Annotated in this window: 20 protein-coding genes and 1 pseudogene; 13 read left to right on the forward strand and 8 right to left on the reverse strand. The window is 70.7% G+C overall.

Translation table 11 applies throughout. From position 1 onward, the window contains the following. From ACIRR9_RS49640 to ACIRR9_RS49660, 5 genes and pseudogenes are all read right to left on the reverse strand, one after another. Positions 1-293 (reverse strand): annotated as a pseudogene (locus tag ACIRR9_RS49640) (MBL fold metallo-hydrolase); the annotation flags it as partial. A 179-nt stretch (positions 294-472) separates the two neighbouring features. Beyond that, entirely contained in the window at positions 473-1,813 is a 1,341-nt protein-coding gene (locus ACIRR9_RS49645) for an MFS transporter (protein ID WP_403766675.1), read from the reverse strand. Between the two features lie 130 nt (positions 1,814-1,943). Further along, entirely contained in the window at positions 1,944-2,723 is a 780-nt protein-coding gene (locus ACIRR9_RS49650; protein ID WP_403766678.1) for a class II aldolase/adducin family protein, read from the reverse strand. 136 nt (positions 2,724-2,859) lie between these two features. Further along, positions 2,860-3,387 carry a PucR family transcriptional regulator gene (locus tag ACIRR9_RS49655; RefSeq protein ID WP_403766681.1) on the reverse strand — a complete coding sequence of 176 codons (528 nt, stop codon included), beginning with the start codon at positions 3,385-3,387 and terminating at the stop codon, positions 2,860-2,862. Positions 3,388-3,423: 36 nt separating this feature from the next. Continuing rightward, a complete protein-coding gene (locus ACIRR9_RS49660) occupies positions 3,424-4,455 on the reverse strand; it encodes a hypothetical protein (protein ID WP_403766684.1) in 1,032 nt (343 codons plus the stop codon). Between the two features lie 115 nt (positions 4,456-4,570). Between ACIRR9_RS49660 and ACIRR9_RS49665 the strand changes: the two genes are divergently transcribed. The 6 genes from ACIRR9_RS49665 to ACIRR9_RS49690 all read left to right on the forward strand — a co-directional run bounded on the left by ACIRR9_RS49665 (position 4,571) and on the right by ACIRR9_RS49690 (position 11,215). After that, entirely contained in the window at positions 4,571-5,575 is a 1,005-nt protein-coding gene (locus tag ACIRR9_RS49665) for a ketopantoate reductase family protein (RefSeq protein ID WP_403766687.1), read from the forward strand. Between the two features lie 9 nt (positions 5,576-5,584). Continuing rightward, complete coding sequence (locus tag ACIRR9_RS49670) at positions 5,585-7,009, forward strand: fumarylacetoacetate hydrolase family protein (protein WP_403766690.1); 1,425 nt, start codon at positions 5,585-5,587, stop codon at positions 7,007-7,009. Further along, positions 7,006-7,938, forward strand: coding sequence for a 4-hydroxy-tetrahydrodipicolinate synthase (gene dapA, locus ACIRR9_RS49675; RefSeq protein ID WP_403766693.1), 933 nt, complete (start codon positions 7,006-7,008; stop codon positions 7,936-7,938). Before ACIRR9_RS49670 ends, dapA begins: the two co-directional genes overlap by 4 nt. Further along, the gene (gene hpaE, locus ACIRR9_RS49680) at positions 7,935-9,416 is read left to right on the forward strand and encodes a 5-carboxymethyl-2-hydroxymuconate semialdehyde dehydrogenase (RefSeq protein WP_403766696.1); all 1,482 of its coding nucleotides are present in this window, start codon (positions 7,935-7,937) and stop codon (positions 9,414-9,416) included. The genes dapA and hpaE overlap by 4 nt, the downstream gene beginning before the upstream one ends. After that, a complete protein-coding gene (gene hpaD, locus ACIRR9_RS49685; RefSeq protein WP_403766699.1) occupies positions 9,413-10,408 on the forward strand; it encodes a 3,4-dihydroxyphenylacetate 2,3-dioxygenase in 996 nt (331 codons plus the stop codon). The genes hpaE and hpaD overlap by 4 nt, the downstream gene beginning before the upstream one ends. A gap of 195 nt (positions 10,409-10,603) precedes the next feature. Beyond that, positions 10,604-11,215, forward strand: coding sequence for a ferredoxin (locus ACIRR9_RS49690; RefSeq protein WP_403766702.1), 612 nt, complete (start codon positions 10,604-10,606; stop codon positions 11,213-11,215). Between the two features lie 124 nt (positions 11,216-11,339). On the opposite strand, the gene ACIRR9_RS49695 is transcribed toward ACIRR9_RS49690, so the two are convergent. After that, positions 11,340-14,264 (reverse strand): FAD-binding and (Fe-S)-binding domain-containing protein, encoded by a 2,925-nt coding sequence (locus ACIRR9_RS49695; RefSeq protein WP_403766705.1) that lies wholly within the window; start codon positions 14,262-14,264, stop codon positions 11,340-11,342. Positions 14,265-14,609: 345 nt separating this feature from the next. Here ACIRR9_RS49695 and ACIRR9_RS49700 point away from each other — a divergent pair, with 345 nt between their 5' ends. The 6 genes from ACIRR9_RS49700 to ACIRR9_RS49725 all read left to right on the forward strand — a co-directional run bounded on the left by ACIRR9_RS49700 (position 14,610) and on the right by ACIRR9_RS49725 (position 21,022). Beyond that, on the forward strand, positions 14,610-16,226 hold the full coding sequence (locus ACIRR9_RS49700; RefSeq protein ID WP_403766708.1) for a PucR family transcriptional regulator: 1,617 nt from the start codon (positions 14,610-14,612) through the stop codon (positions 16,224-16,226). A 241-nt stretch (positions 16,227-16,467) separates the two neighbouring features. After that, entirely contained in the window at positions 16,468-17,673 is a 1,206-nt protein-coding gene (locus tag ACIRR9_RS49705; protein WP_403766710.1) for an ABC transporter substrate-binding protein, read from the forward strand. A gap of 20 nt (positions 17,674-17,693) precedes the next feature. Next, complete coding sequence (locus tag ACIRR9_RS49710) at positions 17,694-18,467, forward strand: ABC transporter ATP-binding protein (RefSeq protein ID WP_403766713.1); 774 nt, start codon at positions 17,694-17,696, stop codon at positions 18,465-18,467. Then, complete coding sequence (locus tag ACIRR9_RS49715; RefSeq protein ID WP_403766716.1) at positions 18,451-19,146, forward strand: ABC transporter ATP-binding protein; 696 nt, start codon at positions 18,451-18,453, stop codon at positions 19,144-19,146. The genes ACIRR9_RS49710 and ACIRR9_RS49715 overlap by 17 nt, the downstream gene beginning before the upstream one ends. Continuing rightward, a complete protein-coding gene (locus ACIRR9_RS49720; protein WP_362588259.1) occupies positions 19,143-20,003 on the forward strand; it encodes a branched-chain amino acid ABC transporter permease in 861 nt (286 codons plus the stop codon). Before ACIRR9_RS49715 ends, ACIRR9_RS49720 begins: the two co-directional genes overlap by 4 nt. After that, on the forward strand, positions 20,000-21,022 hold the full coding sequence (locus tag ACIRR9_RS49725; RefSeq protein ID WP_403766720.1) for a branched-chain amino acid ABC transporter permease: 1,023 nt from the start codon (positions 20,000-20,002) through the stop codon (positions 21,020-21,022). The genes ACIRR9_RS49720 and ACIRR9_RS49725 overlap by 4 nt, the downstream gene beginning before the upstream one ends. A 64-nt stretch (positions 21,023-21,086) precedes the next feature. Here the strand turns inward: ACIRR9_RS49725 and hppD are convergent, their stop codons facing one another. Further along, the gene (hppD, locus tag ACIRR9_RS49730) at positions 21,087-22,292 is read right to left on the reverse strand and encodes a 4-hydroxyphenylpyruvate dioxygenase (protein WP_403766723.1); all 1,206 of its coding nucleotides are present in this window, start codon (positions 22,290-22,292) and stop codon (positions 21,087-21,089) included. A 138-nt stretch (positions 22,293-22,430) separates the two neighbouring features. On the opposite strand from hppD, the gene ACIRR9_RS49735 reads away from it, so the two are divergent. Next, the gene (locus tag ACIRR9_RS49735; RefSeq protein ID WP_403766725.1) at positions 22,431-22,973 is read left to right on the forward strand and encodes an Lrp/AsnC family transcriptional regulator; all 543 of its coding nucleotides are present in this window, start codon (positions 22,431-22,433) and stop codon (positions 22,971-22,973) included. A gap of 24 nt (positions 22,974-22,997) precedes the next feature. Here the strand turns inward: ACIRR9_RS49735 and ACIRR9_RS49740 are convergent, their stop codons facing one another. Next, positions 22,998-23,669 carry an IclR family transcriptional regulator gene (locus ACIRR9_RS49740; RefSeq protein ID WP_403766728.1) on the reverse strand — a complete coding sequence of 224 codons (672 nt, stop codon included), beginning with the start codon at positions 23,667-23,669 and terminating at the stop codon, positions 22,998-23,000. Positions 23,670-23,707 lie beyond the last annotated feature (38 nt).

Below are 23,707 nucleotides of genomic sequence, written 5' to 3' on the forward strand. Positions count from 1 at the left end.
ATCTTCAGCGGGTCGGGTGCGGTGGGGTGCGGCACGGTGAAACCCGACGTGAGCGCGGTGACGAGGTTGGTGAGAATCGGGTTGTCGCCGGCCAGCTTGGCGGCACGGTCGAAGTAGTCCTGCGCAGTGGTGGCGGTCGCGGCACCGGCGAACTGCCCCTGCAGGAGCGACGCCGCGCCGGCGGTGACCGCTGCGGCGGCGCCGAACTGCCAGAGGCGGCGGCGCGTGAGGGACTTGTGACGGGGGCCTGCGGAGGGCGCCGGAGGGGGCGTGTCGGCCGTCGGATCGGTCATGAGGGTGGCTCCTGGCTGGAGAGGGACGGGGATCAGGGACCCATGTGGGGTGGGGAGAGGAGAGGCGCTCCCCCTCGGTCCGTTCGCCCGAGGGGGAGCACGTAGTTGATATATCATCTATGCCTGTGGGAACCGGCCCTCTGCTGCCAGGTGGAGTCCTCCGGCCGGTCAGCGCCCCCTCAGGCGGTGACGGTGGTCTGTTCGTCGTGCTGCTCGGTGGGGGCGTCGGAGGTGGCGAGGGGGGTGTCCCGGCGTTCCTTGAGGAAGAACGTGACGGTGAGACCGACGAGCGTGACGGCCGCGAGGTAGACGCCGACGGAGTAGACCGTGCCGGTGCTCGTCTGCAGGGCTTCGGCGATCATGGGGGCGAACGCACCGCCGAGGACGGCTCCGAGGGCATAGGACAGGGCGGCGCCGCTGTAGCGGACGGCGGTGGGATACATCTCGGCGAACAGGGCGGCCTGCGGGCCGTAGGTCAGGCCCAGGCCGATGCTGTAGAGCACGAGGGCGAGCACGATCAGGCCGGTGTTCGCGGTGTTGAGCAGGGCGAAGAACGGGAACATCCAGGCGAGTTGGACGATGAACCCGATGCGGTAGACGCGGATGCGGCCGATCCGGTCCGACCAGATGCCGCCGGCCAGGGTGCTGGCCAGCCAGCCCACCGCGGCGATCATGACGCAGATCAGGATGGTGGTGGGGTTGATCTTGAGGTGGTTCACCGAGTAGGCCTGGACGTAGCCGCCTGTGGTCATGTAGCCGACGGCGTTGTTGGCGGCGAACAGCAGGGCACCGGCGATGACCAGGGGCCAGTGGTGGCGGAAGAGCGTGGCGAGCGGGGTGCGGGCGCGGTCGCCGGTGTCCTTCAACTCCTGGTAGACGGGGCTCTCCTCGACCCGGCGGCGGATGACGAAGCCGGCGGCGACGAGGACCACGCTGAGCAGGAAGGGGATGCGCCAGCCCCAGGAGAGGAACTGCTCGTCGGTGGTGACGGCGGTGATCAGGGCGAGGACACCGTTGGCGAGCAGCAGGCCCAGGGATGCGCCGAGTTGGGGGAAAGCGCCGAACCTGCCGCGCTTGCCGGTGGGAGCGTGTTCCACGGAGATCAGGGCGGCGCCGCCCCACTCCCCGCCGGCGGACATGCCCTGCAGGATGCGCAGGAGGACGAGGATGACCGGGGCGGTCATACCGATGGAGTCCCGGGTGGGCACCAGACCGATGAGGGTGGTGGACACGCCCATCAGCACCAGGGTGGCGATCAGCATCGCGCGGCGGCCCAGCCGGTCGCCGAGGTGGCCGGCCACAGCGGCGCCGACCGGGCGGAAGAAGAAGCTGATGCCTATGGTGGCGAAGGAGATGATCAGCGAGTCCTCGCCGAATCCCGCGAAGAACACCTTGCCGAAGACCAGGCCGGTACACAGGGCGTAGATGAAGAAGTCGTACCACTCGATGGTGGTGCCCGCCATGGCTGCCAGCGCGACCGTGCGGTGCTGGCGGCCTGTTGCCGTTGAGGGCTGGGACATGGCTGGTCCGATCGTCAGCGGGTCAGCGTCGACCCGGAGCGGAGAGATGAGCGGTGGGGGGTGGGGATGAGGGGGTGGCGAGAGGGAGTGGGGGCGGCCGGGGGGCGGTCCCAGGCGGGCCGAGTGTGCGTCAGGCGGCGTAGTCCGGGGCGATCCTGTCGATACGCCGACGCAACGCGGTGAACAACGTCCGCCCTGCCTGCGTACGGTCGCCCAGCTGGAAGGACTCCCTGGTCGAGCGCACCGCGGCCGCCGACGTCACCGGCATCAGCGGCTGTCCGGAGGACTGGGCGGCCAGCTGGATCTCGCAGGCCCGCTGCAGCGTCCACAGGGCGGAGAACGCGGCCGGCAGGGTCGGGCCGAGTGCGAGGAGGCCGTGGTTGCGCAGGACCATCAGGCTGCGCGTGCCGAGGTCGGCCACGAGTCGCGGCTTCTCCTCGGGGTCGACGGTGACGCCCTCGAAGTCGTGGTAGGCGACCATGTCGTGCAACTGGGCGGCGTAGAAGTTGTCCGGGTCCAGTCCGCCGCGCAGGCAGGCGACGCCCGTGCCCGCGGTGGTGTGGGTGTGCATGATGCAGTGGGCGTCGGGACGGCTGGCGTGGATCACCGAGTGGATCAGCAGTCCCGCCTCGTTGACGGGCCAGTCGGAGTCGGACAGCAGGTTTCCGTCGAGATCGATCTTCACCAGATTCGAGGCGGTGACCTCGTTGTACATCAGGCCGAACGGGTTGATGAGCAGGTGCCCGTCCTCGCCCGGCACCCGCACGGTGATGTGATTGAAGATCATCTCGACCCAGCCGAGGTGGTCGAAGATCCGGTAGCAGGCCGCCAGTTCGAGCCGGGCCTGCCACTCCGCCTCACTCATGCCGGCAGGCTTCTTCGTGCTCGCGGGGAGGTCCAGAACGGTCACTGCCGTGCTCCTTGATCCATGGGTGTCGCCGCTGGGGGGAGGCGTGCCTCGGTGTCCAGGAGCATGGGTGCGCGAGCCATGGGCAGCCAATGTCGAGGCCGCCATCAAAAGCGACCGCGCACTGTGCGATCCGACACTACGGCCGGGTCAGCGCCGTCAGTTCCAGGGTCAGCAGCAGACGTCGCGTCGGGTCGGCGAGCGACACCCCGAAGAGTTCCTCGGCCCGGCGCAGCCGCAGCCGCAGCGTGTTCTGGTGGATGTGCAGCGCACCGCTGGCCGCGACGACGTCGCCGAAGTGCCGCAGATACGCGAGCAGGGTGGCCGCGTACTCGGTGCCGTGCTCGGCGTCGTGCGCCCGCAGCCGTTCCACGATGCCGGTGCGCAGTTCGCCGTCGTCACGGACGGCGCGTACGAGCCGCCGCAGCACCAGTTCCGGCCGCAGGTCCTCGGTGCGGTACGCACCCGGATCCGCGCGCTGCTCCCGAAGGTGGTCCAGGGCGGCGTCGATGTCGCGGCGTGCCCTGAGCAGCGGCGAGAGTGCGCCGACGGTCGGCGAGCCGACCGCGACGAACGAGCGGTGCAGGCTGTGCCTGGCCCGGTCGAGGAGGTGGTCGAGCAGTACGCCGGTGGACACGCGCCCGGAACCGGCGGCGGGCAGCAGCACGTAGACGTGCTCGCCGAGCAGGGCCGCCGCCGGTTCTTAGCCGAGGGAGCGACTGTCGAGGACGGCGAGATCGACGAGCCGCAGCAGAGCGGCGTGCCGCCGGGCCGCCTCGCCCGCGTCGCCCGTTTCGCCGCCCGCGTGTACCGCCTCGCTCAGCCCCACCAGGACACCGGGGAGGCGGACGCCGCCGGGCAGGCCGCTCTGCCCCGACCGGCCCTCCAGCGCGGAACGCAGGGCGCGGTCACGGCTCTCCTGCTCCGCGTCGACCTGGCGGCGCAGCGCCAGCATGTGTAAGGCCGCCACCCGGGCCGCCTCCTGCAAGGTGGGCCCGCAGTCGGGAACCGAGGCGTCGTCGGGGAAGGCGGTCCACAGGGAGCCGAGCACGTCCTCGCCCGCCCGGATGACCACGGCCATGCGCGGCAGACTTCCGGATCTCTGGTGGCGTACGACCGTGTCGCTCGTCCACACCTTCCGGTCCAGGTGATCGGCGATCGCGTCCTCGGGCACCCGGCGGCCCAGGATCCCCTGCCGCCGGATCTCGTCGATGGGCTGGTCGGGCAGGTTCGAGTAGGCGACGATGATCTGCTGCGTGTCCATGATCGCCACCGCGCCGCCGACGATGCCGGCGACCGCGTTGGCCAGGGAGAACAGATCACCGCCCGTCCGTGCGCCGTCGGGTTCGGAATCCACCGCACGCGCCGCCAGTACGGAGGTGACCAGGCGCTGGACACGCGTCCACGGCATCTGCGGGTTGACGGCGAGTACGGGCACCCCTGTGGAGCGGATCCGGGCCAGCAGATCGTCCCGCGCGGGCAGGGCACACTTGACGGCGAGCGCGCACGACGTGTCCGCCGCCGTCCTGAGGGCGGCGTCCATCGCGTCGGGATCCGTGATGTCCACGCCGACACCGAGCAGCAGGTGGCCGGACGCGGTGGCCCGCACGACCTCGGGGCAGTCCAGCAACTCGACACCGGCAACGCGTGGTTCGGCCTCGGCACCCTCCGACAGCACGCTGACGACGTCGTCCTGCAGTGCGACGACGAGCTGTTCGAGGAGCATGGCGGTCATACGGGAGCCTCCCGCCCTTGAGAAGTGGAGCGATGGCGGAATCTACATCAGACGACGACCGCGAGTGTAGATACCGACATTGTCGTGGATGGTGCCGCAGCGCATGCTCGCTGCCATGGGACATCGGATCACCATCGTCGGCCCGGGTGCCGTCGGCGCCGCCCTCGCCGGGGCGTTCGCCACATCGGACGCCGAGGTCTCCCTGCTCGGCAGGCCGGGCCCGCACTTCGACGCGATCGCCGCGCAGGGGCTCGCCCTGCGCGACCGGGTGGCGCGAACCGAGCACCGCCACTGGTTCCCCACGGCGTACGACGCCTGGCGGCTCCCCGTCCCGGATCTGGTGGTCCTGTGCGTCAAGAGCCAGCACCTGCTGTCGGCGGCCCGGTCCGTCCGGACGTGGATCGATCGCGGTGCGGACGTCGTCGTCGTGGCCAACGGGGTGCCCTGGTGGCTGCTGTCCACGGTCGAGTACTCCAAGGACGGCCATGTCCTGCGCTCGGTCGACCCCGACGGAGAGCTGCTGGCCCTGCTGCCCGCCGAGCGCGTGATGGCAGGGGTCGCGCACTTCAGCAGCGTCGTCGACAGCCCGGGCCGGGTGACCCACGTCAGCGGTACCAGGCTGATCATCGGCGACCCGGCGGGGGGAGTCTCCGGCCGGGTCACGCGGTGCGTCGCCGCGCTGTCCGCGGGCTCCATCCGCCCGGAAGCCGCCGCGGACATCCGCCGGGACATCTGGGAGAAGCTCCTGGGCAACGTCAATCTCAACCCCGTCAGCGCGCTCACCGGCGCCACCGTGCTGGACGTCCTCGACGACCCCGACACCCGGCAGTTGTGTGCCGCCATGTTCGAGGAGACGGCGGCCGTCGGTGCCGCTCTGGGCATAGACAGCGCCATGACGGCGGACGAGCGGCTCGCCGTCACCCGCGAGCTCGGCGCGTTCCGGACCTCCATGCTGCAGGACGCGGACCGCGGCCGGCCCCTCGAACTCGACGCCGTCGTGGGTGCCGTACGCGAACTCGCGCGTCACACCGGCGTCCCGTCCCCCTCCCTCGACACCGTGCACGGCCTGCTCGCCCTGCGCGAGCGCGTCCGCGGCCACGCCCGGACGCCCGGCACCTGAAGGAGCTCCGTGCCACACCCTTTGGGCACTCCCCCGTCGAAGATCATCGCCGTTCACCTGAACTACCCCAGCCGGGCCAGGGAACGTGGACGGGCCCCGGCCCATCCCTCCTACTTCCTCAAGCCGCCCTCGTCGCTGTCCGGCACGGGCGAGGCGATCGTCCGGCCGGACGGCTGCGAACTCCTGGGCTTCGAGGGCGAGATCGCCCTGGTCATCGGCTCCCGCACACAGCGCGTGGCACCGGCGGACGGGTGGTCGCACGTCCGCTGGGTGACCGCCGCCAACGACGCGGGCGTGTACGACCTGCGGTACGCGGACCGCGGCTCCAACCTCCGCTCCAAGGGAGCCGACGGCTTCACACCGCTCGGGCCACGCCTGCTGGACGCCGCCGAACTCGACCCCGCCGCCCTGCGGTTGCGGACCTGGGTCAACGGCGAGCTGGTCCAGGACGACACGACCGACACACTGCTGTTCCCCTTCGGGCAGCTGGTCGCCGACCTGTCCCGGCTGGTCACGCTGGAACCCGGGGACGTGATCCTGACCGGCACCCCGGCCGGCGCCTCGGTGGTCTCGCCCGGCGATGTGGTCGAAGTCGAGCTCACCGGGGGTGAGTTGTCCACGGGGCGGCTGCGCAACCCGGTCGCCGCCGGGCCCTCGCTGGAACCGTTCGGCGCGATGCCCAGGGTGGATCCGGCCGAGCGGGACGCCGCCTACGGCACCGCCGTCCCGTTGCTGGACCCGGCCCTGAAAGAAGGGCTGACCTCGGTGGCGGTCGCGACGCTGAGCGCCCAACTGCGCGCCCGCGGCATGCCCCACATGTCCGTCGACGGTGTACGACCGCTGCGGCCGGCCTCGGCGAACCTGGTCGGCGTCGCCCACACCCTGCGGTATCTGCCGCTGCGCGAGGACCTGTTCAGGCGGTACGGCACCGGCATGAACGCGCAGAAACGGGCGATCGAGGAACTGCGCCCCGGCCACGTCCTCGTCATGGACGCCCGGCGCGACACGAGTGCCGGCACGCTCGGCGACATCCTCGCGCTGCGGGCGGCGAAGCGGGGCGCGGCCGGGGTCGTCACCGACGGCGCGGTCCGCGACAGCGCCACCGTCGCCGACCTGGACCTGCCGGTCTACGCGGCCGGCGCCCATCCGTCCGTGCTGGGCCGCCGCCACGTCCCCTGGGACACCGGCGTGCCGATCGCCTGCGGCGGCGCCCTCGTCCAGCCCGGTGACCTGATCGTGGGCGACGCGGACGGCGTGGTCGTCCTACCGCCGGAGCTGGCCGCCGAGTTGATCGCCGACTGCCAGGAGCAGGAGCGGCAGGAGCGGTTCATCGCCGAGCAGGTCGCCGCGGGCGAGAGCGTCGACGGTCTGTATCCGCTGGGTCCTGCCTGGCGGAACGCCTATGAGAACTGGTGCAAGGGAGACTCACAGTGAAGTTCCGCAGTGATCCGGCGGTCATCCGCGGGTCCATAGCCCCCGTCGTGACGCCCTTCACCGACGAAGGAGCGGTCGACCACGAAAGCCTCGCCGCGTTGATCCGCTTCCAGCTGGACAACGGCTCGCACGGGATCTCCCTGGGCGGATCCACCGGTGAGCCGAGCGCGCAGAGCGTCACGGAGCGGATCGCCGGCATGCGCACGGCGGTGGAGGTGATCGGCGACCGGGTGCCGTTCCTGCCCGGCACCGGCTCCCACAAGCTCGGCGAGACCATGGAACTCACCGCCGCCGCACACGAGTTGGGTGCCGACGCGGCCCTGGTCATCACGCCGTACTACGCGCGGCCCACCCAGGAGGCGCTGTACCAGTGGTATGCGACGGTGGCCCGGGAGTTCCGGGACCTGCCGATCGTCGCCTACAACGTGCCCTCGCGCACTGCCGTCGACATCGCCCCGGAGACGGTCAAGCGGCTGTTCACCGACTTCGACAACTTCGTCGGGGTGAAGGAGACCACCAAGGACTTCGAGCACTTCTCCCGCATCCTGCACGCCTGCGGACGCTCCCTTCTGGTGTGGTCCGGCATCGAGTTGCTGTGCCTGCCGCTGCTCGCCCTCGGCGGTGCCGGTTTCGTCTCGGCCGTCGCCAACCTGGCGCCGGGCGCGGTGGCGCGGATGTACGAGCTGTGGGAGGCCGGCGACTTCGACACTGCCCGTGACCTGCACTACCGGCTGCACCCGCTGGTGGACCTGCTGTTCGTCGAGACCAACCCGGCCCCCGCCAAGTGGGTGCTCGCGCAGCAGGGCCGCATCTCCTCCGCGCACGTCCGCCCGCCGCTGACGACTCCCACCGAGGCGGGCCTGACGAAAATCCGCGCGCTGCTCGCCGAGGGCGGCGACCTCACCGCACAGATCGGAGCCGGCCGGTGACCCCTGCGAACCTGCCCTCAGTCATCCGGCACTGGATCGGCGGCGACCTCGTCGACGCGTCCGACGCCCGCACTTTCGACGTCTCGGATCCGGTCTCCAACACCGTGTACGCGCAGGCGGCGCGCGGTTCGGCGGCCGACGTCGACCGGGCCGTGACCGCCGCACGGACCGCCTTCCCGGCCTGGTCGGGTATCTCCAACCGCGAGCGCGCGGGCGTGCTGTACCGGATCGCGGACGCGGTCGAAGCCCGGCACAACCGCCTGGCCGCCTTCGAGACGTACGACACCGGACTGCCCATCACCCAGGCGAAGGGCCAGGCGCGCCGGGCGGCGGAGAACTTCCGCTACTTCGCGGACGTGATCGTCTCCCTCGGCGAGGAGGCCTTCCGGCAGGGCGAGGAGCAGTTCTCCTACGTCGTGCGCACTCCGGTCGGGGTCGCCGGACTGATCACGCCGTGGAACACCCCGTTCATGCTGGAGAGCTGGAAGCTGGCCCCAGCGCTCGCCTCCGGTTGCACGCTCGTGCTCAAGCCCGCCGAGTGGACGCCGCTGTCCGCCTCTCTCTGGCCGGAGATCTTCGCGGAGGCAGGCGTACCCGCGGGCGTGGTCAACATCGTCCACGGCATCGGCGAGGAGGCCGGCCAGGCCCTGGTCGACCACCCCGACGTACCGCTGATCTCCTTCACCGGCTCCACCGACACCGGCCGGCACATCATCCGCTCCTCCGCCCAGCACCTGAAGACCACCTCCATGGAACTGGGCGGCAAGTCCCCGGCCGTCGTCTTCGCCGACGCCGACGTGGAAGCCGCCCTGGACTCCGTCGTGTTCGGGGTGTTCTCCCTCAACGGCGAGCGCTGTACGGCCGGTTCACGGGTTCTCGTCGAGCGCCCGCTGTACGAGGAGTTCACCCGCCGTCTGGCCGAGCGGGCGGCCAACGTCCGGGTGGGCCTGCCCGCCGACCCGACCACCGAGGTCGGCGCGCTCGTCCATCCCGAGCACTACGAACGCGTCCTGAACTACGTCGAGACCGGCAGGAAGGAGGCGAAGCTGGTCGCCGGCGGCACCCGCCCCGACCACCTCACCGGGGGCAACTACCTCCAGCCCACCGTCTTCGCCGACGTCGATCGCGAGGCCCGGATCTTCCAGGAGGAGATCTTCGGCCCGGTCGTCGCCGTCGCCCCCTTCGACACCGAGGCCGAAGCGATCGAGCTGGCCAACGCCACCCAGTACGGCCTGGCCGCCTACATCTGGACCTCCGACCTCAAACGCGGCCACCGCATCGCCCACGCCGTCGAGTCCGGCATGATCTGGCTCAACTCCCACAACGTACGCGACCTGCGCACCCCCTTCGGCGGGGTCAAGGCCTCCGGCGTCGGCCGCGAAGGCGGCGCCCACTCCATCGACTTCTACACCGAGTCGAAGATCGTGCACGTCGCCCTCGGCCAGGTCCACACCCCCCGCTTCGGGACCGGCTCATGACCGCACCCGATGTCATCCGCTCCGCCTACGCCCAGCTGGCAGTCACCGATCTCGGCGCGGCCCGCTGGTTCTGGGTCGACATGCTCGGCTTCCACGTCCAGTACGAGGACCCCGACGTCCTCTGTCTGCGCGGGACCGACGAACTCACCCACCACTCCCTGGTGTTGAGGCGCGGTGAGCAGGCCGCTCTCGACCACATCGCCTACCGGGTGCGCACCCCGGAGGACGTGGACAAGGCGGAGCGGTTCTTCACCGGCCTCGGCCGACCGGTCAGGCGGGTGGCCGAGGGCGAGGGCACCCCCGGCGTCGGCGACGCCGTCCGTGTCATCGACCCCCTCGGCTTCCCCGTCGAGTTCTTCCATGACATCGAGCGCGCCGAACGCCTCATCCAGCGTTACGACCTGCGTCGCGGCGCGGAGATCGCCCGCCTGGACCACTTCAACATCTGCACCCCCGACATCCCCACCGCCTACACCCACTACAAATCCCTCGGCTTCGGCTGCTCGGAGACCATCGAGGGCGACGAACACGAGCTGTACGCGGCCTGGATGTACCGCAAACAGACCGTCCACGACGTCGCCTTCACCTGCGGCCCCGGCCCTCGCCTGCACCACCTCGGCGTCGCCACCCACGAGTCCCACCAAGTGCTGCGCACGGCTGATCTGTTCGGCTCGGTCCGCAAGGAAGACCACATCGAACGCGGCCCCGGCCGGCACGGCGTCTCCAACGCCTTCTACCTCTACCTGCGCGACCCCGACGGTCACCGCGTGGAGATCTACACCTCCGACTACTACACCGGCGACCCCGACCACGAGACCTACCGCTGGAACGTGAACGACGACCGCCGCCGCGACTTCTGGGGCAACGCCGTCATCGATTCCTGGTACAAGGAAGCCACCCCGGTCCTCGGCCTGGACGGCGCTCTCCAGCCGGTGACCGACGGCCTGCTCGACGAGTCGGCCGTACAGATCGGCGCCGACGGCCTCGGCTGACGCCGGTCCGGCTCCCAGCGCACCTGGGAAATGTTCGTCCTGTTCTCCGCAGAGGACCCCCTTGCCCCTCAACACCGCTGCGAGCACACGGTTCTTGCGTCCCGCGGCGATGGTGACGACCGCAGTCGCCACCGTCGTCACCATCGCCCTCACGGCCGGAACAGCAGTGCCCATGCGGTCCGCAGGGCGGCCCTGGTGACCCCGCTGTTCGCGCAGCGCCAAGCAGGGACCGCCGCGGCTGACCCCGTCCCGACCGTTCTCTCCCTCGGCCCCGGCGCCACGCGCCTGACCGCGGGCCTGCGGCCGAGACGTGCTCAGGAGCGCCTGAACCACAGCGCCCACCCGGCGGCGCACGGCCCGCTCCCCCACCCTGGCGAGCTCGGGCTCCGCGATCTGCTCGCGCTCACCGAGCAGATCGCCCTCCGGGGGCGCGGCGGGGCGGGCTCCCCCTTCCACCGCAAGCTGCGCGCCGTCATGGACTCGGCCCGGCGAAGTGGACCGACCGCGGCCGTCGTGGTCGACGCGGTGGAGGGCGACCCGCTGTGCCGCAAGGACGAGCGGTTGTTGGGCGCCTTGCCGTTGCCGAGTGGGCCGCAGGCGGCGAAGGCGGCCGAACGGTTCACGATGGACTGGCCGTTGTGTGACGGACACGCGCTGTGCGCGGATGTGGTGCCGGAGTTGATCCAGATGGAGCAGGACGGTTTTCCGGTTCTGTCGGCGGCGGCGATCCCTCCGCGTCTGGCCGAGCGAGCACGACTCGCGGCGCGTCGGTGTCCGGCGCTGGCCCTTCGCGTCGAAAGGATCTGACAGGCGCAGCGCATCGGGAGGTGTCCGGTCGCCCCGGATGCCCCACCCTGCGTCTCACCGCTGCGGGAGCGGCGGCCGCCATGACCCTGCCGGGCAGCGCGTGCGCTGCCCGGCAGAGCGGGCGTTACCGCGTCACAACCGGCCGGGTGGCTCGCTCCAACTGCTGGATGACCGAGGTGTACGCCGCCCCGGTGGCGTGGTGGAGGCCGATCTCGCAGGTGCGGTTCGCGCTGAGGTGGGCCTGGGCGTCGAGTTGCCTGACCTCTTCGGCCTCGGGTGCGGTCGCGCTCTCCGTCAGTTCCCGGTGCAGGAAGCCGCGGTCGCCGGCGAACCCGCAGCAGGACTCGGCGATCGGCTGGACAACGGTGTCGGCGACCGCCTGTGCCACGGCATTCAGGGCCGAGCCGTGGTCGGTCTGCTGCATCGAGCAGGTGGTGTGGACCACCGCGGTGGGGACCCGGCCGGTGACCGTGAGATGCGGCAGCAGTTCCCGCTGGGCCCAGTCGACGGCGTCATGGATGGACAGCCGGCTGTGGCGGTCCCGGTCGGCCGGGCTCAGGTGGGGCACCACATCGCGCAGCGCACCGAGTGAGCAGGAGGAGGCGTCCATGACGACCGGCAGGCGTCCCTCGTCGCTCCACCGCCACAGCCGCTCCACGAGCACCCCCGCCATGGCGGCGTGCCCCTTCTCGTAGCCCTTGCTGTGCCAGATGGTGCCGCAGCAGGTGCCCGCGACGTCCGCGGGGATCCACAGCGGTCTGCCGGCCCGCTCCGCGAGCGTGACGAGGGCCTGGACCACCGTCGGCCCGCTCTCTCCCGAGGGCGTCCCGAAGATCCGGTTGACACAGGCGGGTACGTAGACGGCGTGTGCCTGCTGCCGTCGGGTGGCGGGCAACCGCTTCGGGGCGGCCTGCGGCATCTCGGGCAGCCAGGCGGGGATCAGTTCGGTGCCGAGCACGCCTCGGGCCGCGGAGGTGACCGCGCGCAGCGGCGCGTCACCTGCGAGGTCCGCGGTGCGCCGGGCGAGGCCGACGGCGACCCGGGCGCCGCCTTCCAGGCCTGCCCAGTGCCGTGCGGCCCAGGTGGCCGCGCGTTCGGCGAGGGGGCCGTGCCCGGCGTGCCGCAGCTTCTTCATCGCGGCGCCGGTGTCGATGTCGACGGGACAGCTCACCGCGCAGCTCGAATCCCCGGCGCAGGTGTCCACGGCGTCGTAGGCGTAGTCCCGGGTGAGGGAGAGCACGAGTGGGGAGTCGGCCCGGTGCCGGGCCATCTCCCGCTGCAGCACGATCCGTTGGCGGGGCGTGGTGGTCAGGTCGTGGCTGGGGCAGGCCGGTTCGCAGAACCCGCACTCGATGCACGGATCCAGGGCCGCGTCGACCGGGGGCAGCGTCTTGAGGTTGCGGACGTTCGCGTCCGGATCGTGGTCCAGGATCACGCCGGGGTTGAGGATGCCGTGCGGATCGAGGGCGGCCTTGAGCCGCCACATGAGTCCGACGGCGACGCTTCCCCATTCCTGGGTCACGAACGGCGCCATGTTGCGTCCCGTGCCGTGTTCGCCCTTGAGCGCGCCCTGGTAGATGTTCAGCACCAGGTCGGCCACTGCCTGCATGCAGGTGCGATAACGGCTCACGTCCTCGGGTGAGGAGGGGTCGAGCATGAGCGGGAAGTGCAGGTTCCCGGCGGAGGCGTGCCCGGCGATGGGCGAGGCGAAGCCGTGGTATTCGAGCAGCAGGAACAGATCGCGGGCGGCGTCGGCCACCCGGTCCGGGGGGACACAGACATCCTCCACCAGCAGCACGGTGCCCGGGGGGCGGGTGCTGCCGACCGCGGCCAACAGGCCCTTGCGGACCCGCCAATAGGCGCCGGCGGTGGCCGAGTCCCGGGTGAACTCTCCCATCACGGGGGCGGTGGAAGCGGCCAGCACCGCCTCGGCACGCGCCTGCTGGACACTCAGCTCGTCCGGGTCGGCGGCCCGGAACTCGACCAGCAGCGCGGCGTCCTCCGCGTCCTCGGCTAGTTCGGCGAGCCAGCGGGGAGCTCCCGAGACACCGGCGGTGGAGCGCAGGGACGGGGCGTCCAGGAGCTCGACGGCATGGGCACCGGCCGCGACCAGGTCGGGGACGAGGGCAGCCGCGTCGTGCAGGCTCGGCAGGCGCAGCAGCGCGGTGGCGTGGTGGCGGCCGAAGGGAACGGTGTCGAAGACGACTTCGTCGAGGAAACCGAGCGTGCCCTGGGAGCCGACCATGAGCCCGCGCAGGATTCCGACAGGAGTGTCGGCATCCAGGAAGGCGTCGAGGCGGTAGCCGTTCGTGTTCTTGATGGCGAACTTGGTCCTGATCCGGTCGCACAGCGCCGGGTCGGCCTCCAGTTCCTTCTTGATGGCCATGAGTTCGCGGACGAGGGCGGGTTCGGCGCGCTCCAGGTGTTCGTCGGCGGCGGGGTCGGCGGTGTCCACGACGGTGCCCGAGGCGAGGACGACGCGCAGGGACCGCACCGTGTGGTAGGCGTTGTGCACCACCCCGCACGACATCCCGCTGGCGTTGTTGGCGACCACGCCGCCGATGGTGGCCGAGGCGCTGCTGGCGGGGTCGGGGCCGAGCATCCGGCCGTGCCGGGCGAGTTGGGCGTTGGCACGTGCGATCACGGTTCCCGGGCGGGCGCGGAGTACCCGGCCGTCCTCCTCGACCACGGCGCCGGCGAAGTGCCGTCGCACGTCCACCAGGATGCCCGAGCCCTGGGACTGTCCGTTGAGGCTGGTCCCCGCGGCTCTGAAGGTCACCGGCAGGTCGTGGCGGCCGGCGAAGGTCAGCACGGCCGCGACATCCGCCGCGTCGCGCGCCACCACGACCACGCGGGGCAGGTAGCGGTACGGGCTCGCGTCGGAGGCGTAGCGGGCGAGGTCGATGGGACGGGACAGCACCTGCTCCGCTCCGATCACCGCGGCCAGCCCCTCGCGCAGCCACTCCGGGGTGGCGACGGGAGAACCGCCCGCTCCCCCGTTGTCCCGGCCGGTGGGCAGCGCGGCACGCAGCCGAGCCAGTTTCTTCATGTCGTGTCTCCTGAGATGTGCGTGCCGACCGTCCTGGTGGGGCTGACGTGCGGGAACAGACCGGCCCCGAGCAGCACGGCACCGACGAGGAACGGAGAGCCCGTCATCGTCCAACTGCCGTAGGGACACTCCGACTTCTCGTCGCTGTGCCGACGGTCGGCCGGGCGACGCTGCTCACCGCGGTCATCGAGCTCCTCGTGGACGAGTGCGGGATGCGGTTGTTCGAGTGTGTCCCCGGCTTTCCCCTGCTGCTATGTTGCTTTCACTCAAGAGTGCGGGGTTGGTTGAGGCAATGGCACAAATGGCAAGGGCACAAATGCACCCCGCCCGCCGGCAGGAGTGAGCATGGCCCGAGCAGAGACAGGTGCCGCGGAGAAACCGGCCGCGGAAGTGCCGGCTTCGGCGACGCTCGCCTCCCTGCTGGACGCGGTCGGCGACACCCTGCTGAGGGCACTTGAGGCCCCTCTCGGCCTGGACGTACCGGTGAGCGAGCTGGAGATCCTGGATCCGCCGCACGCGGTCAACGCGGCACCGGGCACGATGCTGTTCGGCATCGGCATCCGCCCTGCCTCACCGGAGGCCGAAGCGGCCCTCCGCATGGCCGCCCGCGCCCGGTGCACCGCGCTGGTGGTCAAGCTCCACGGGGAGGACCCGGCGGAGTTGCGCGCCCTCGCCCGGGAGCAGGGCATCGCTCTGCTGGCGGCGGACGACGAAGCGAACTGGCGCCATCTGGACACGCTCCTCTCCGCGGTGCTCGCGACCCGGTCCGGACAGGGGGCGACGGGCGGCGACGACGGAGAATGGGACGACCTGTTCGACCTCGCCAACGCGACCGCCGCCCAGCTGCGCGGCGCGGTGGCGATCATGGACGACCGCTACCGGATCATCGCCTACTCCACGGTCTCCGGTCAGCCCACCGACGAGGTGCGGCGCCAGGGGATTCTCGGCCGGGAAGTACCGGAGGCCTTCCAGCCCCTGCACGCCGACCCCCGGTTGCGGCAGCGGCCCCACCCCGTGCGGTTCACCGGGCACGGAGCCCTGCCCCGCGTCGCCGTCGGCATCCTGGCCGGGCGCGTCATGCTGGGATCCATCTGGGTCATCGACGCCGACGGCAGTCTGGGAGCGGACGAGGAGCGGACGCTGCGGGACGCCGCGGACCTCGCGGCACTGCGCCTGTTGCGGCACCGCAATTCACGCGACATGGCTCGGCGGGCCCGTGAACAGGCGCTGCGCGGCGCCCTGCAGGGCGAGGACCTGCCCCACGCCGGCTCGCTCGGTTCGCCCAGCGCCGGATTCGTGGTCGTCGCCTTCGAGCACGCGGAGACGGAGACGGATGTCAGCGAACCCGACATGGCGCACATCATCGAGCTGATCACCAGCAGCGCACAGGTCCAGCACTTCAGGGCGAGCACTGTCCAACTCGACGGAGTGGTCTACTCGTTGCTGCCGGCCGACCCGTCCACGGCCGGCCCGGTGGGCGGGGAACTGGCGGGGAGTGTCCTGGAACGCATCCGGGTCATGCTGGGGGTCAGGCTGCGCGCCGGGATCGGCGGCCACGCACCCGCCCTGTCCGCGGTGCAACGTTCGCGCCAGGAGGCCGACGCCGCACTCGACGTGCTGGCCCACCGCGGACAGGACCACGCCGTCGCGGACTTCCAGGAGGTGCGCGCGGAGTCCTTCTTCCTGCGCCTCCGCGCCGATCTCGACGCTTTCGACGCCGTGCAGCTCGACGCGTTGGAGGCGATGCGGGAGCACGACGAACGCAACGGCACGGAGTACACGCGCACCGTCTACGCGTACTTGCGGTGTCTGGGCGACAGCACCCGGGCATCCGCCGAGATGTACGTGCACCCCAACACCCTGCGCTATCGCATCAAGCGGGCGGGGGAACTCTTCGGCATCGACCTCCACGACCCCGACGAGGCGCTGCTGCTCTGGCTCCGGCTTCGGCTCCGGCACTGACGACGCGTTCACGGCGTCCCACAGGTGCGCCCCTTGTGCAAATACACCAGGCACACCTGGTCCGATGAGTGAATCCACCATGGCCAACGGCATGGGCAGCGGCCATTCTTGGTGCACCCCAGCGAGGGGCATTGCGGGACAAGTCAAGTCGCCCCCCTCGCGTTCCGTGACCGCGCCGAGCCGTGACCATTCGTATTTCGAGCGTCGGTGCACCGGACATGTTCAAGTGGAGGATGCACTCATGCGGCACACCAGACATCTCACCGCGACAGGTGCGATGCTCGCCCTCGCCCTCACCGCCACCGCCTGCGGTGGCTCGGGCGGAGGATCCGGCAGCAGCGGCGGCACCATCGAGATCGGCCAGATCGCCTCGCTGACCGGTAACTTCACCCCGCTCGGCCAGAACGACAAGCTCGGCGCGGCGCTCGCCGTCCAGCAGATCAACGCCGCCGGCGGCGTCCTGGGCAAGAAGCTGCACATCACCGTCAAGAACGACGAGAGTGATCCCCAGCAGGCCATCACCGGCTTCAACAACCTGGTCAGCGGCGGCGCCGTCGCGTTCGTCGGGACTCCCGTCTCGAACGCGGCCCTCGCCGTCGAGCCGCTGGCGAAGCAGCGGCAGGTGCCCTACGTCTCGACCGCCGCCGTCGACCAGCAGGTGCAGCCGCCCTCTCCCTACGTCTACATGACGCCTCTCACCGCGGGGGTGGTCTCCGAGCAGCTGCTCAAGTACTTCAAGGCGAGCGGCATGACGAAGATGGCGGTCGCCTACGACACCCAGAACGCCTTCGCCAAGACGGGCTGGGAGGACATGAAGGCGAAGGCCGCCCAGTACGGCATCGACTTCGTGGACGCCGAGACGTTCACCACCACCCAGACCAACTTCACGTCCGTCCTCCAGCACGTGCGGGGCAGCGGCGCCAAGGGCCTGATGGTGTGGGCCACCGGCGCGCCGGCGGTCATCCTCGCGAAGCAGTTCGCCGCCGCCGGCATGGGCGGCATGAAGCTCGTCTACAGCCACGCCGAGGCCAGTTCGCTGTTCACGGAGCCGGTCGGCGCCGCGGGTGAGGGCATCATCCTGGCGAGTTCGCTCGCCGTCATCGGGGGCGAGCTGCCGACGTCCGGGGTCAAGACGGCCACGCTGAAGATGGCGGAGCCGTTCCAGAAGGCCAACGGCTCCTACCCGCCCGGGTTCGCGTTCGACGGCTACAACGCCGTTCAGCTCATCGCTGCGGCCATCAAGAAGGCCGGCAGCACCGATCCCAAGAAGATCGCGACCGCGCTCGACACCATGACCCTCCAGACCACCGTGGGCACGTACAGGTACACCTCGGGCGACCACGCGGGCCTCGGGGTCGATCAGGTCGCCATCGACACGATCAAGAGCGGCCACATCGTCCCGACGGACTGGACCGCGGTGCAGCTCAAGGCCAGCCTGACGCCTTGATCGGGCAGGAGACCACAGAAATGCTCACAACCGAGAACCTGGCGCGGTCCTTCGGCGGCGTGTTCGCCGTGAACGACGTCACGATGTCGGTGCCGCAAGGCGAGTTGCGCGGGATCATCGGCCCCAACGGCGCGGGCAAGTCGACGCTGTTCAACCTGATCAGCGGACACCTGGCACCCACCCGTGGCCGGATCACCTATCGCGACAGGTCCCTCTCGGGCACGGCGCCCCACCGCCGTGCCCGGGACGGCGTCGCCATCGTCTTCCAGGGCGCCCGCCTCTTCCACGGGATGACCGCCCTGGAGAACGTCATGGTCGGGGCACACGCCCGGACCCACCACGGATTCGCCGCGGCCGCGCTGCGGCTGCCGGGCCACCGGCGCGAGGAGCGCCTGATCGCCGAACGCGCCGAGGAGGCTCTGGAGCAGGTCGGGATGGCCGACTTCGCCGACGTCTACGCCGAGTCCCTCCCGCTCGGCCAGCAACGCCGGCTTCAGGTGGCGCGCGCCCTGTGCGGACAGCCGGAACTGCTGCTGCTCGACGAGCCGGCCTCCGGGCTGCGGCTCGGGGAACGGCAGATACTCGCCGACCTGCTGCGTCAGCTGCATGAGAAGGGCATCACGATGCTCCTCATCGAGCACGACGTCAGCATGGTGATGAGCCTCGCGGACCGGATCACGGTCCTCGACCTCGGCAAGGTCATCGCCGAGGGCACGCCCGAAGCCGTGAGCAGTGACCCTCGGGTCATCTCCGCCTACCTCGGTCAGGAGAGCTCCGATGCTGCAAGTCGATGACCTCGTCGTCCGTTACGGGTCGGCGGTCGCCCTCGACGGCGTCAACCTCCGGGTCGGCCGTGGCGAGATGGTCGCCCTCGTCGGTCCCAACGGGGCCGGCAAGTCGACCCTCGTGAACGCGCTGTCCGGCATCGTGAGACCGGCCGCCGGCACGATCCGTATCGACGGCCGGCTCGCGCAGGTGCCGGAGGGCCGGCAGCTCTTCGCCGACCTGTCCGTGGAGGACAACCTGCGGCTGGGCGCCTGGCGTTCCCGCAACCGTGATCCGCGCCGCATCTACGAGGTCCTGCCGGTCCTCGCCGACATGCGGCGGAAACCGGCCGGGACGCTGTCCGGCGGGCAGCAGCAGATGGTGGCGGTCGGCCGGGCGCTCATGGCCGACCCCGACGTGCTCGCGATCGACGAGCTGTCACTCGGCCTCGCGCCCATCGTGGTCGCGGACCTGGCACGCCACCTGGCCCAGCTCAACTCCCGGCAGGGCACGGCGATCCTGCTCATCGAACAGAACGCCAGGCTCGCCTTCGACCTGTGTCAGCGGGCCTACGTGATCGAGTCGGGGCGGATCGTCGCGGACGGGCCCAGCGGGGAACTCGCCCGCAGCCCGGAGGTCGCGCGCGCCTACCTCGGCGGCATCACCGGCTCCGACACGGAGACTCACCTGGAGAGAACGGCGGAATGAGTTCCTTCTTTGCCTATCTGGTGTCCGGCATCGCGATCGGCTGCACCTACGCCCTGGTCGCCAGCGGCTTCGTGATGATCCACCGGGTCACCCGCGTGGTCAACTTCGCCCAAGGCACCTTCGCCGTCGTGGGAGGCATGGCCACGGCGTCACTGCTGAGCCACGGTCTCCCGCACGGCGCCGCGGAAGTGGTGGCCCTGGCGGTGGCCGGCGCACTGGGACTGCTCATCGGGATCATCGCGATCGGCAAGCCCGGCACCCCACCCCTGTCATCGGTCATCATCACCCTGGGCCTCGGCATCGGCGCCTACGCCGGCGAGGTCATCGCCTTCGGCGACCAGCCGTTGTCGTTCTCGATGGCGCGCGGCTCCACGACCCTCCTCGGCGCGCACGTCGACCGGCAGCTGTTCGTCATCATCGGCGTCGCCGTGGTCAGTTACGCCCTGCTGGGGCTGTTCTTCGGCCGTACCTACGTCGGCAAGGCGCTGACCGCCTGCTCGTCCAACCCGTACGCGGCACGGCTGTCCGGCATCAACGTCACCCGGATGGGCCTGCTGGCGTTCGTGATCGGCGGGGTTCTCGGCGGGCTGGCCGGCGTCCTGATCACCCCCATCCAGCCGGTGTCGTTCGACTCCGACGCGCAGCTCGCCGTCAACGGTTTCGCGGCGGCCATCTTCGGGGGGCTGATGCACCCCTGGACGGCACTGCTCGGCGCGCTCGTGCTGGGTGTCTCGGAGTCGATGATCGGGGGCTACATCGACGCGTCCTACGAGATCGAGGTGGCCCTGGTGCTCATGCTCGCCATCATGGTGTGGCGCGCCGCCCGCACCCCGGCCCTGGCCGAGGAGGTCGCATGACCAGCCGCCTGACACCGGCGAGGCTCGCAGGCACCGGCGCCGTGGCAGTGGTGGCCGTCGTCACCGCGGTCCTGCCGCTGCTCCTGGACACCTCGCAACTCACCGTCTACACCGAACTGCTGCTCTCCGCGGTGGTGACGACCGGGGTGTCCCTGCTGCTCGGATACGCGGGGCAGATCTCCCTCGGGCACGGCGGGTTCTACGCCGCGGGCGCCTACACCGCGGCGCTGATGGCGACCCACGGCCTGCCGAGCCTGTTGGGGCTGGCCTGCGCGCCGCTCGTCGCGGGACTGCTGGGCCTGTTGGTCGGCATGCCGTTGCTGCGCCTGCGCGGGCACTATCTCGCCTTCGCGACGCTGGCCTTCCAGCTCATCCTGCTGGCGGTGATCGGGCAGCAGTCCTCGCTGGGCGGGGACATCGGCCTGAGCGGCATCCCCGGTCTCGGGATCGGCTCGCACCGGATCAGCGGCTTCCGGGGCTATGCGTGGGTCGCCTGGCTGGCCCTGGTGGTGGTCATGCTGATCACCAGGAACATCGTGCGTTCCCGTCCCGGCCGGGGGCTGCGCGCGCTGGCCACCAGCGAGATGGCGGCGTCCTCCTCCGGTGTCCCGGTGGGCCGCTACAAGCTCGTGGTCTTCGGTCTCTCGGCGGCCTTCGCCGGGCTGGCCGGCGGGATCTTCGCGTTCTTCATCGCCTACGTCGCCCCCGGATCGTTCGGCGTACTGGTGTCCTTCCAGTTCGTCGTCATGGCCGTGGTGGGGGGACTCGGCACTCTGTGGGGGCCGTTGGTCGGCGCCTCCGCCATCACGGTGCTGCTGCAGTGGCTGAACGAGGTCGGGGCGCGGCCGGGCATGCCCGACTACGCGCCCCAGGTCTTCTCCTACGCGGTCTACGCACTGCTGCTGGTGCTCGTGGTGCTCTTCCTGCCACGGGGTCTGGTGCCCGCCGGCACCGGCGCGCTTCGGCCACTGGCACGACGGCTCGCCCGTGAGCGGCCGGAATCCGTGAACGGCACGTAGGAAGGCCCGAAGCCCCGCTGTACGAACCACGGTTCGTACAGCGGGGCTTCGGAGTCGTACGGTCCTAGAAGTTGCCGCGCCTGGCCTGCTCGCGCTCGATGGCCTCGAAGAGGGCCTGGAAGTTCCCCTTGCCGAAGCCCAGGGAGCCATGGCGCTCGATGAACTCGAAGAACACCGTGGGCCGGTCGCCGATCGGCTTGGTGAAGATCTGCAGCAGGTAACCGTCCTCGTCGCGGTCGACGAGGATGCCGCGCGAGGCCAGTTCCTCGATCGGCACGCGGACATGGCCGATCCGGGCGCGCAGTTCCGGATCGGTGTAGTAGCTCTCCGGCGTGTCGAGGAACTCGACTCCCCTGGCCCGCAGCACGTCGACGGTCTGGATGATGTCGTTGGTGGCGAGGGCGAGGTGCTGAGCGCCCGGACCGCGGTAGAAGTCGAGGTACTCGTCGATCTGCGAACGCTTCTTGCCGACCGCCGGCTCGTTGAGCGGGAACTTCACCCGGTGGTTGCCGCTGGCGACGACCTTGCTCATCAGCGCCGAGTACTCGGTGGCGATGTCGTCGCCGATGAACTCGGCCATGTTGGTGAACCCCATGACGCGGTTGTAGAAGTCGACCCACTCGTCCATGTGCCCGAGTTCCACGTTGCCCACGACGTGGTCGAGCGCCTGGAAGAGGCGCTTGGGCGCACCGTCGGGCTTGCTGTGTCCCGAGGTCCGGGCCGCATATCCGGGCAGGTAGGGGCCGGTGTAGCGGGAGCGGTCCACCAGGGTGTGGCGGGTGTCGCCGTACGTGGCGATGGCGGCGGTCCGGACGGTGCCGTGTTCGTCGGTGACGTCGTGCGGTTCGTCCAGCACGGTCGCGCCCTGCGCACGGGCATGGGCGATGCACTTGTCGACATCGGGCACTTCGAGGGCGATGTCGATCACGCCGTCACCGTGGCGGTGGTGGTGGTCGAGCAGCGGGCTGTCCGGTGCGACACCGCCCTTGATCACGAACCGGATGGCACCGGAGCGGAGGACAAACGCGTGGTGGTCGCGGTTGCCGGTCTCCGGACCGGAGTAGGCGACCAGTTCCATTCCGAAGACCACTTGGAAGAACAGCGCGGCCTGCGTCGCGTTGCCCACCGCCCAGACGACCGCGTCCCAGCCGGTCACCGGGAAGGGGTCGCCCTGCGGGTCGTACTCCACGAGCCCGACCAGCTGCTTGAGCTGCTGCAGGTCGAGCTCCGCCAGTCGTTCCTGGCTCGTGAGGGTCTGTTCCATGCTCATGCGTCGTCCTCCTGGGTGTCCTGCTTCCAACGCGTGGCGCTCAGGAGACACCGGCCCTGCTGACCTGCACAACAGTCACCTTCCGAGCTGTTCAAGCTGCTCACTTTGTCCGCCTGAGGGCGGCATTAGCTGTGCAATATGCCTAGTTGGGAGATGGTGATCGTCGTGACCGAGGGGCAGCCGCCGGACTCGCTGGACATCGACCTGCTCCGCCTGCTGCGGGACAACCCGCGCGCCGGTGTGCTCGAACTGTCGCGGACCCTGGGGGTCGCCCGCGGAACCGTCCAGGCGCGGCTCGACCGGATGGAACGCACGGGCGTCGTCGTCGGGTTCGGCCCCGAAGTGGACGTGGGCGCGGCGGGATTCCCGGTCCAGGCGTTCGTGACCCTGGAGATCGCCCAGGGTGCGCTCGACGATGTCGCCGCCGAGCTCGCCGCCCTGCCCACCGTGCTGGAGGCGTATGCGACGACGGGCGCCTCCGACGTGCTGTGCAAGCTGGCGGCCTCTTCCCACCAGGACCTTCAGGAGACCCTGCTCGCCCTGAACCGCTCGCCCACGGTGGCCCGTTCCACGAGCGTGATCGTGCTGTCGGTGGTCGTGGCCCCCAGAGTTCTGCCGCTGCTGGAATCCCGTCGCCACCGTGCGCCCCGGCGCTCTCCCGCCTACAACAACCCCCGGTGACACGGGCGTCGACGTCCGCCGCCGTCAGGACCTGCTGAGCAGTGCCAGCCGCGAGGCCGCCTCCCTCACCTGCGCCGCCACCCGCTCGCCGTCGAACTCGTGCATGGCGACCACGCCGACCGAGGCGCCCGCCGTGCCCGGGACCTCGAACCCCGCCGCCACCCCGGTGGCACCCTGCTGGAGCTGTCCCGAGGTGATGCTGTAGCCCAGCTCCCGGGCCCGCGCGACCTCCTCGGACTCCTCGGGCCAGGGCGGCTGCAATGCGAGGATGGCGACGCCGTTCGCCCCCTTCTCCAGCGGATGCCGCACACCGATGCGGTACCCCACCCGGACCGGGCCGTGCTGGACGACCGGCTCCGCCCCCGCCACGGGGACGCACTCCCGCGCGCCATGGGCCACCGTCAGAAACGCGGCGGCACCCGTGACGTCGGCGAGCTCCTGCAGCACCGGCTGGGCCGCCAGCACCAGCTGCCCCTGGAACCGTCCCGCCAGCGTGGCGGCACCGGCACCGAGCCGTACCCGCTTGCCCTGCCGGGAGACCAGGGCGTGCTCCTCCAGCGTCTCCACGATCCGGTACGCGATGGACCGGTCGATCCCGAGCTGCGCTGCCAGGTCTGCCACCGTCAGGCCGTCGGCCGTCAGAGAGATCGCGTCCAGAGCCCGGAGCCCGCGATCCAGACCTTGCAGGGTGGCCATGGACACCTCCTGATCCCGGGGCCGCACTCGGCACCCGC

Source organism: Streptomyces sp. NPDC101234 (assembly GCF_044767525.1).
Classification (GTDB): Bacteria; Actinomycetota; Actinomycetes; order Streptomycetales; family Streptomycetaceae; genus Streptomyces; species Streptomyces sasae.

Excerpts from the sequence above, each read along its gene's own strand:
- ACIRR9_RS49725 (WP_403766720.1), top strand. The coding sequence starts at position 20,000 with ATGACCAGCCGCCTGACACCGGCGAGGCTCGCAGGCACCGGCGCCGTG.
- ACIRR9_RS49720 (WP_362588259.1), top strand. The coding sequence starts at position 19,143 with ATGAGTTCCTTCTTTGCCTATCTGGTGTCCGGCATCGCGATCGGCTGC.
- hppD (WP_403766723.1), bottom strand. The coding sequence starts at position 22,292 with ATGAGCATGGAACAGACCCTCACGAGCCAGGAACGACTGGCGGAGCTC.
- ACIRR9_RS49660 (WP_403766684.1), bottom strand. The coding sequence starts at position 4,455 with ATGACCGCCATGCTCCTCGAACAGCTCGTCGTCGCACTGCAGGACGAC.
- ACIRR9_RS49665 (WP_403766687.1), top strand. The coding sequence starts at position 4,571 with ATGGGACATCGGATCACCATCGTCGGCCCGGGTGCCGTCGGCGCCGCC.
- ACIRR9_RS49700 (WP_403766708.1), top strand. The coding sequence starts at position 14,610 with ATGGCCCGAGCAGAGACAGGTGCCGCGGAGAAACCGGCCGCGGAAGTG.
- ACIRR9_RS49740 (WP_403766728.1), bottom strand. The coding sequence starts at position 23,669 with ATGGCCACCCTGCAAGGTCTGGATCGCGGGCTCCGGGCTCTGGACGCG.
- ACIRR9_RS49715 (WP_403766716.1), top strand. The coding sequence starts at position 18,451 with ATGCTGCAAGTCGATGACCTCGTCGTCCGTTACGGGTCGGCGGTCGCC.
- ACIRR9_RS49735 (WP_403766725.1), top strand. The coding sequence starts at position 22,431 with ATGCCTAGTTGGGAGATGGTGATCGTCGTGACCGAGGGGCAGCCGCCG.
- ACIRR9_RS49695 (WP_403766705.1), bottom strand. The coding sequence starts at position 14,264 with ATGAAGAAACTGGCTCGGCTGCGTGCCGCGCTGCCCACCGGCCGGGAC.
- ACIRR9_RS49645 (WP_403766675.1), bottom strand. The coding sequence starts at position 1,813 with ATGTCCCAGCCCTCAACGGCAACAGGCCGCCAGCACCGCACGGTCGCG.
- ACIRR9_RS49705 (WP_403766710.1), top strand. The coding sequence starts at position 16,468 with ATGCGGCACACCAGACATCTCACCGCGACAGGTGCGATGCTCGCCCTC.
- hpaD (WP_403766699.1), top strand. The coding sequence starts at position 9,413 with ATGACCGCACCCGATGTCATCCGCTCCGCCTACGCCCAGCTGGCAGTC.
- ACIRR9_RS49710 (WP_403766713.1), top strand. The coding sequence starts at position 17,694 with ATGCTCACAACCGAGAACCTGGCGCGGTCCTTCGGCGGCGTGTTCGCC.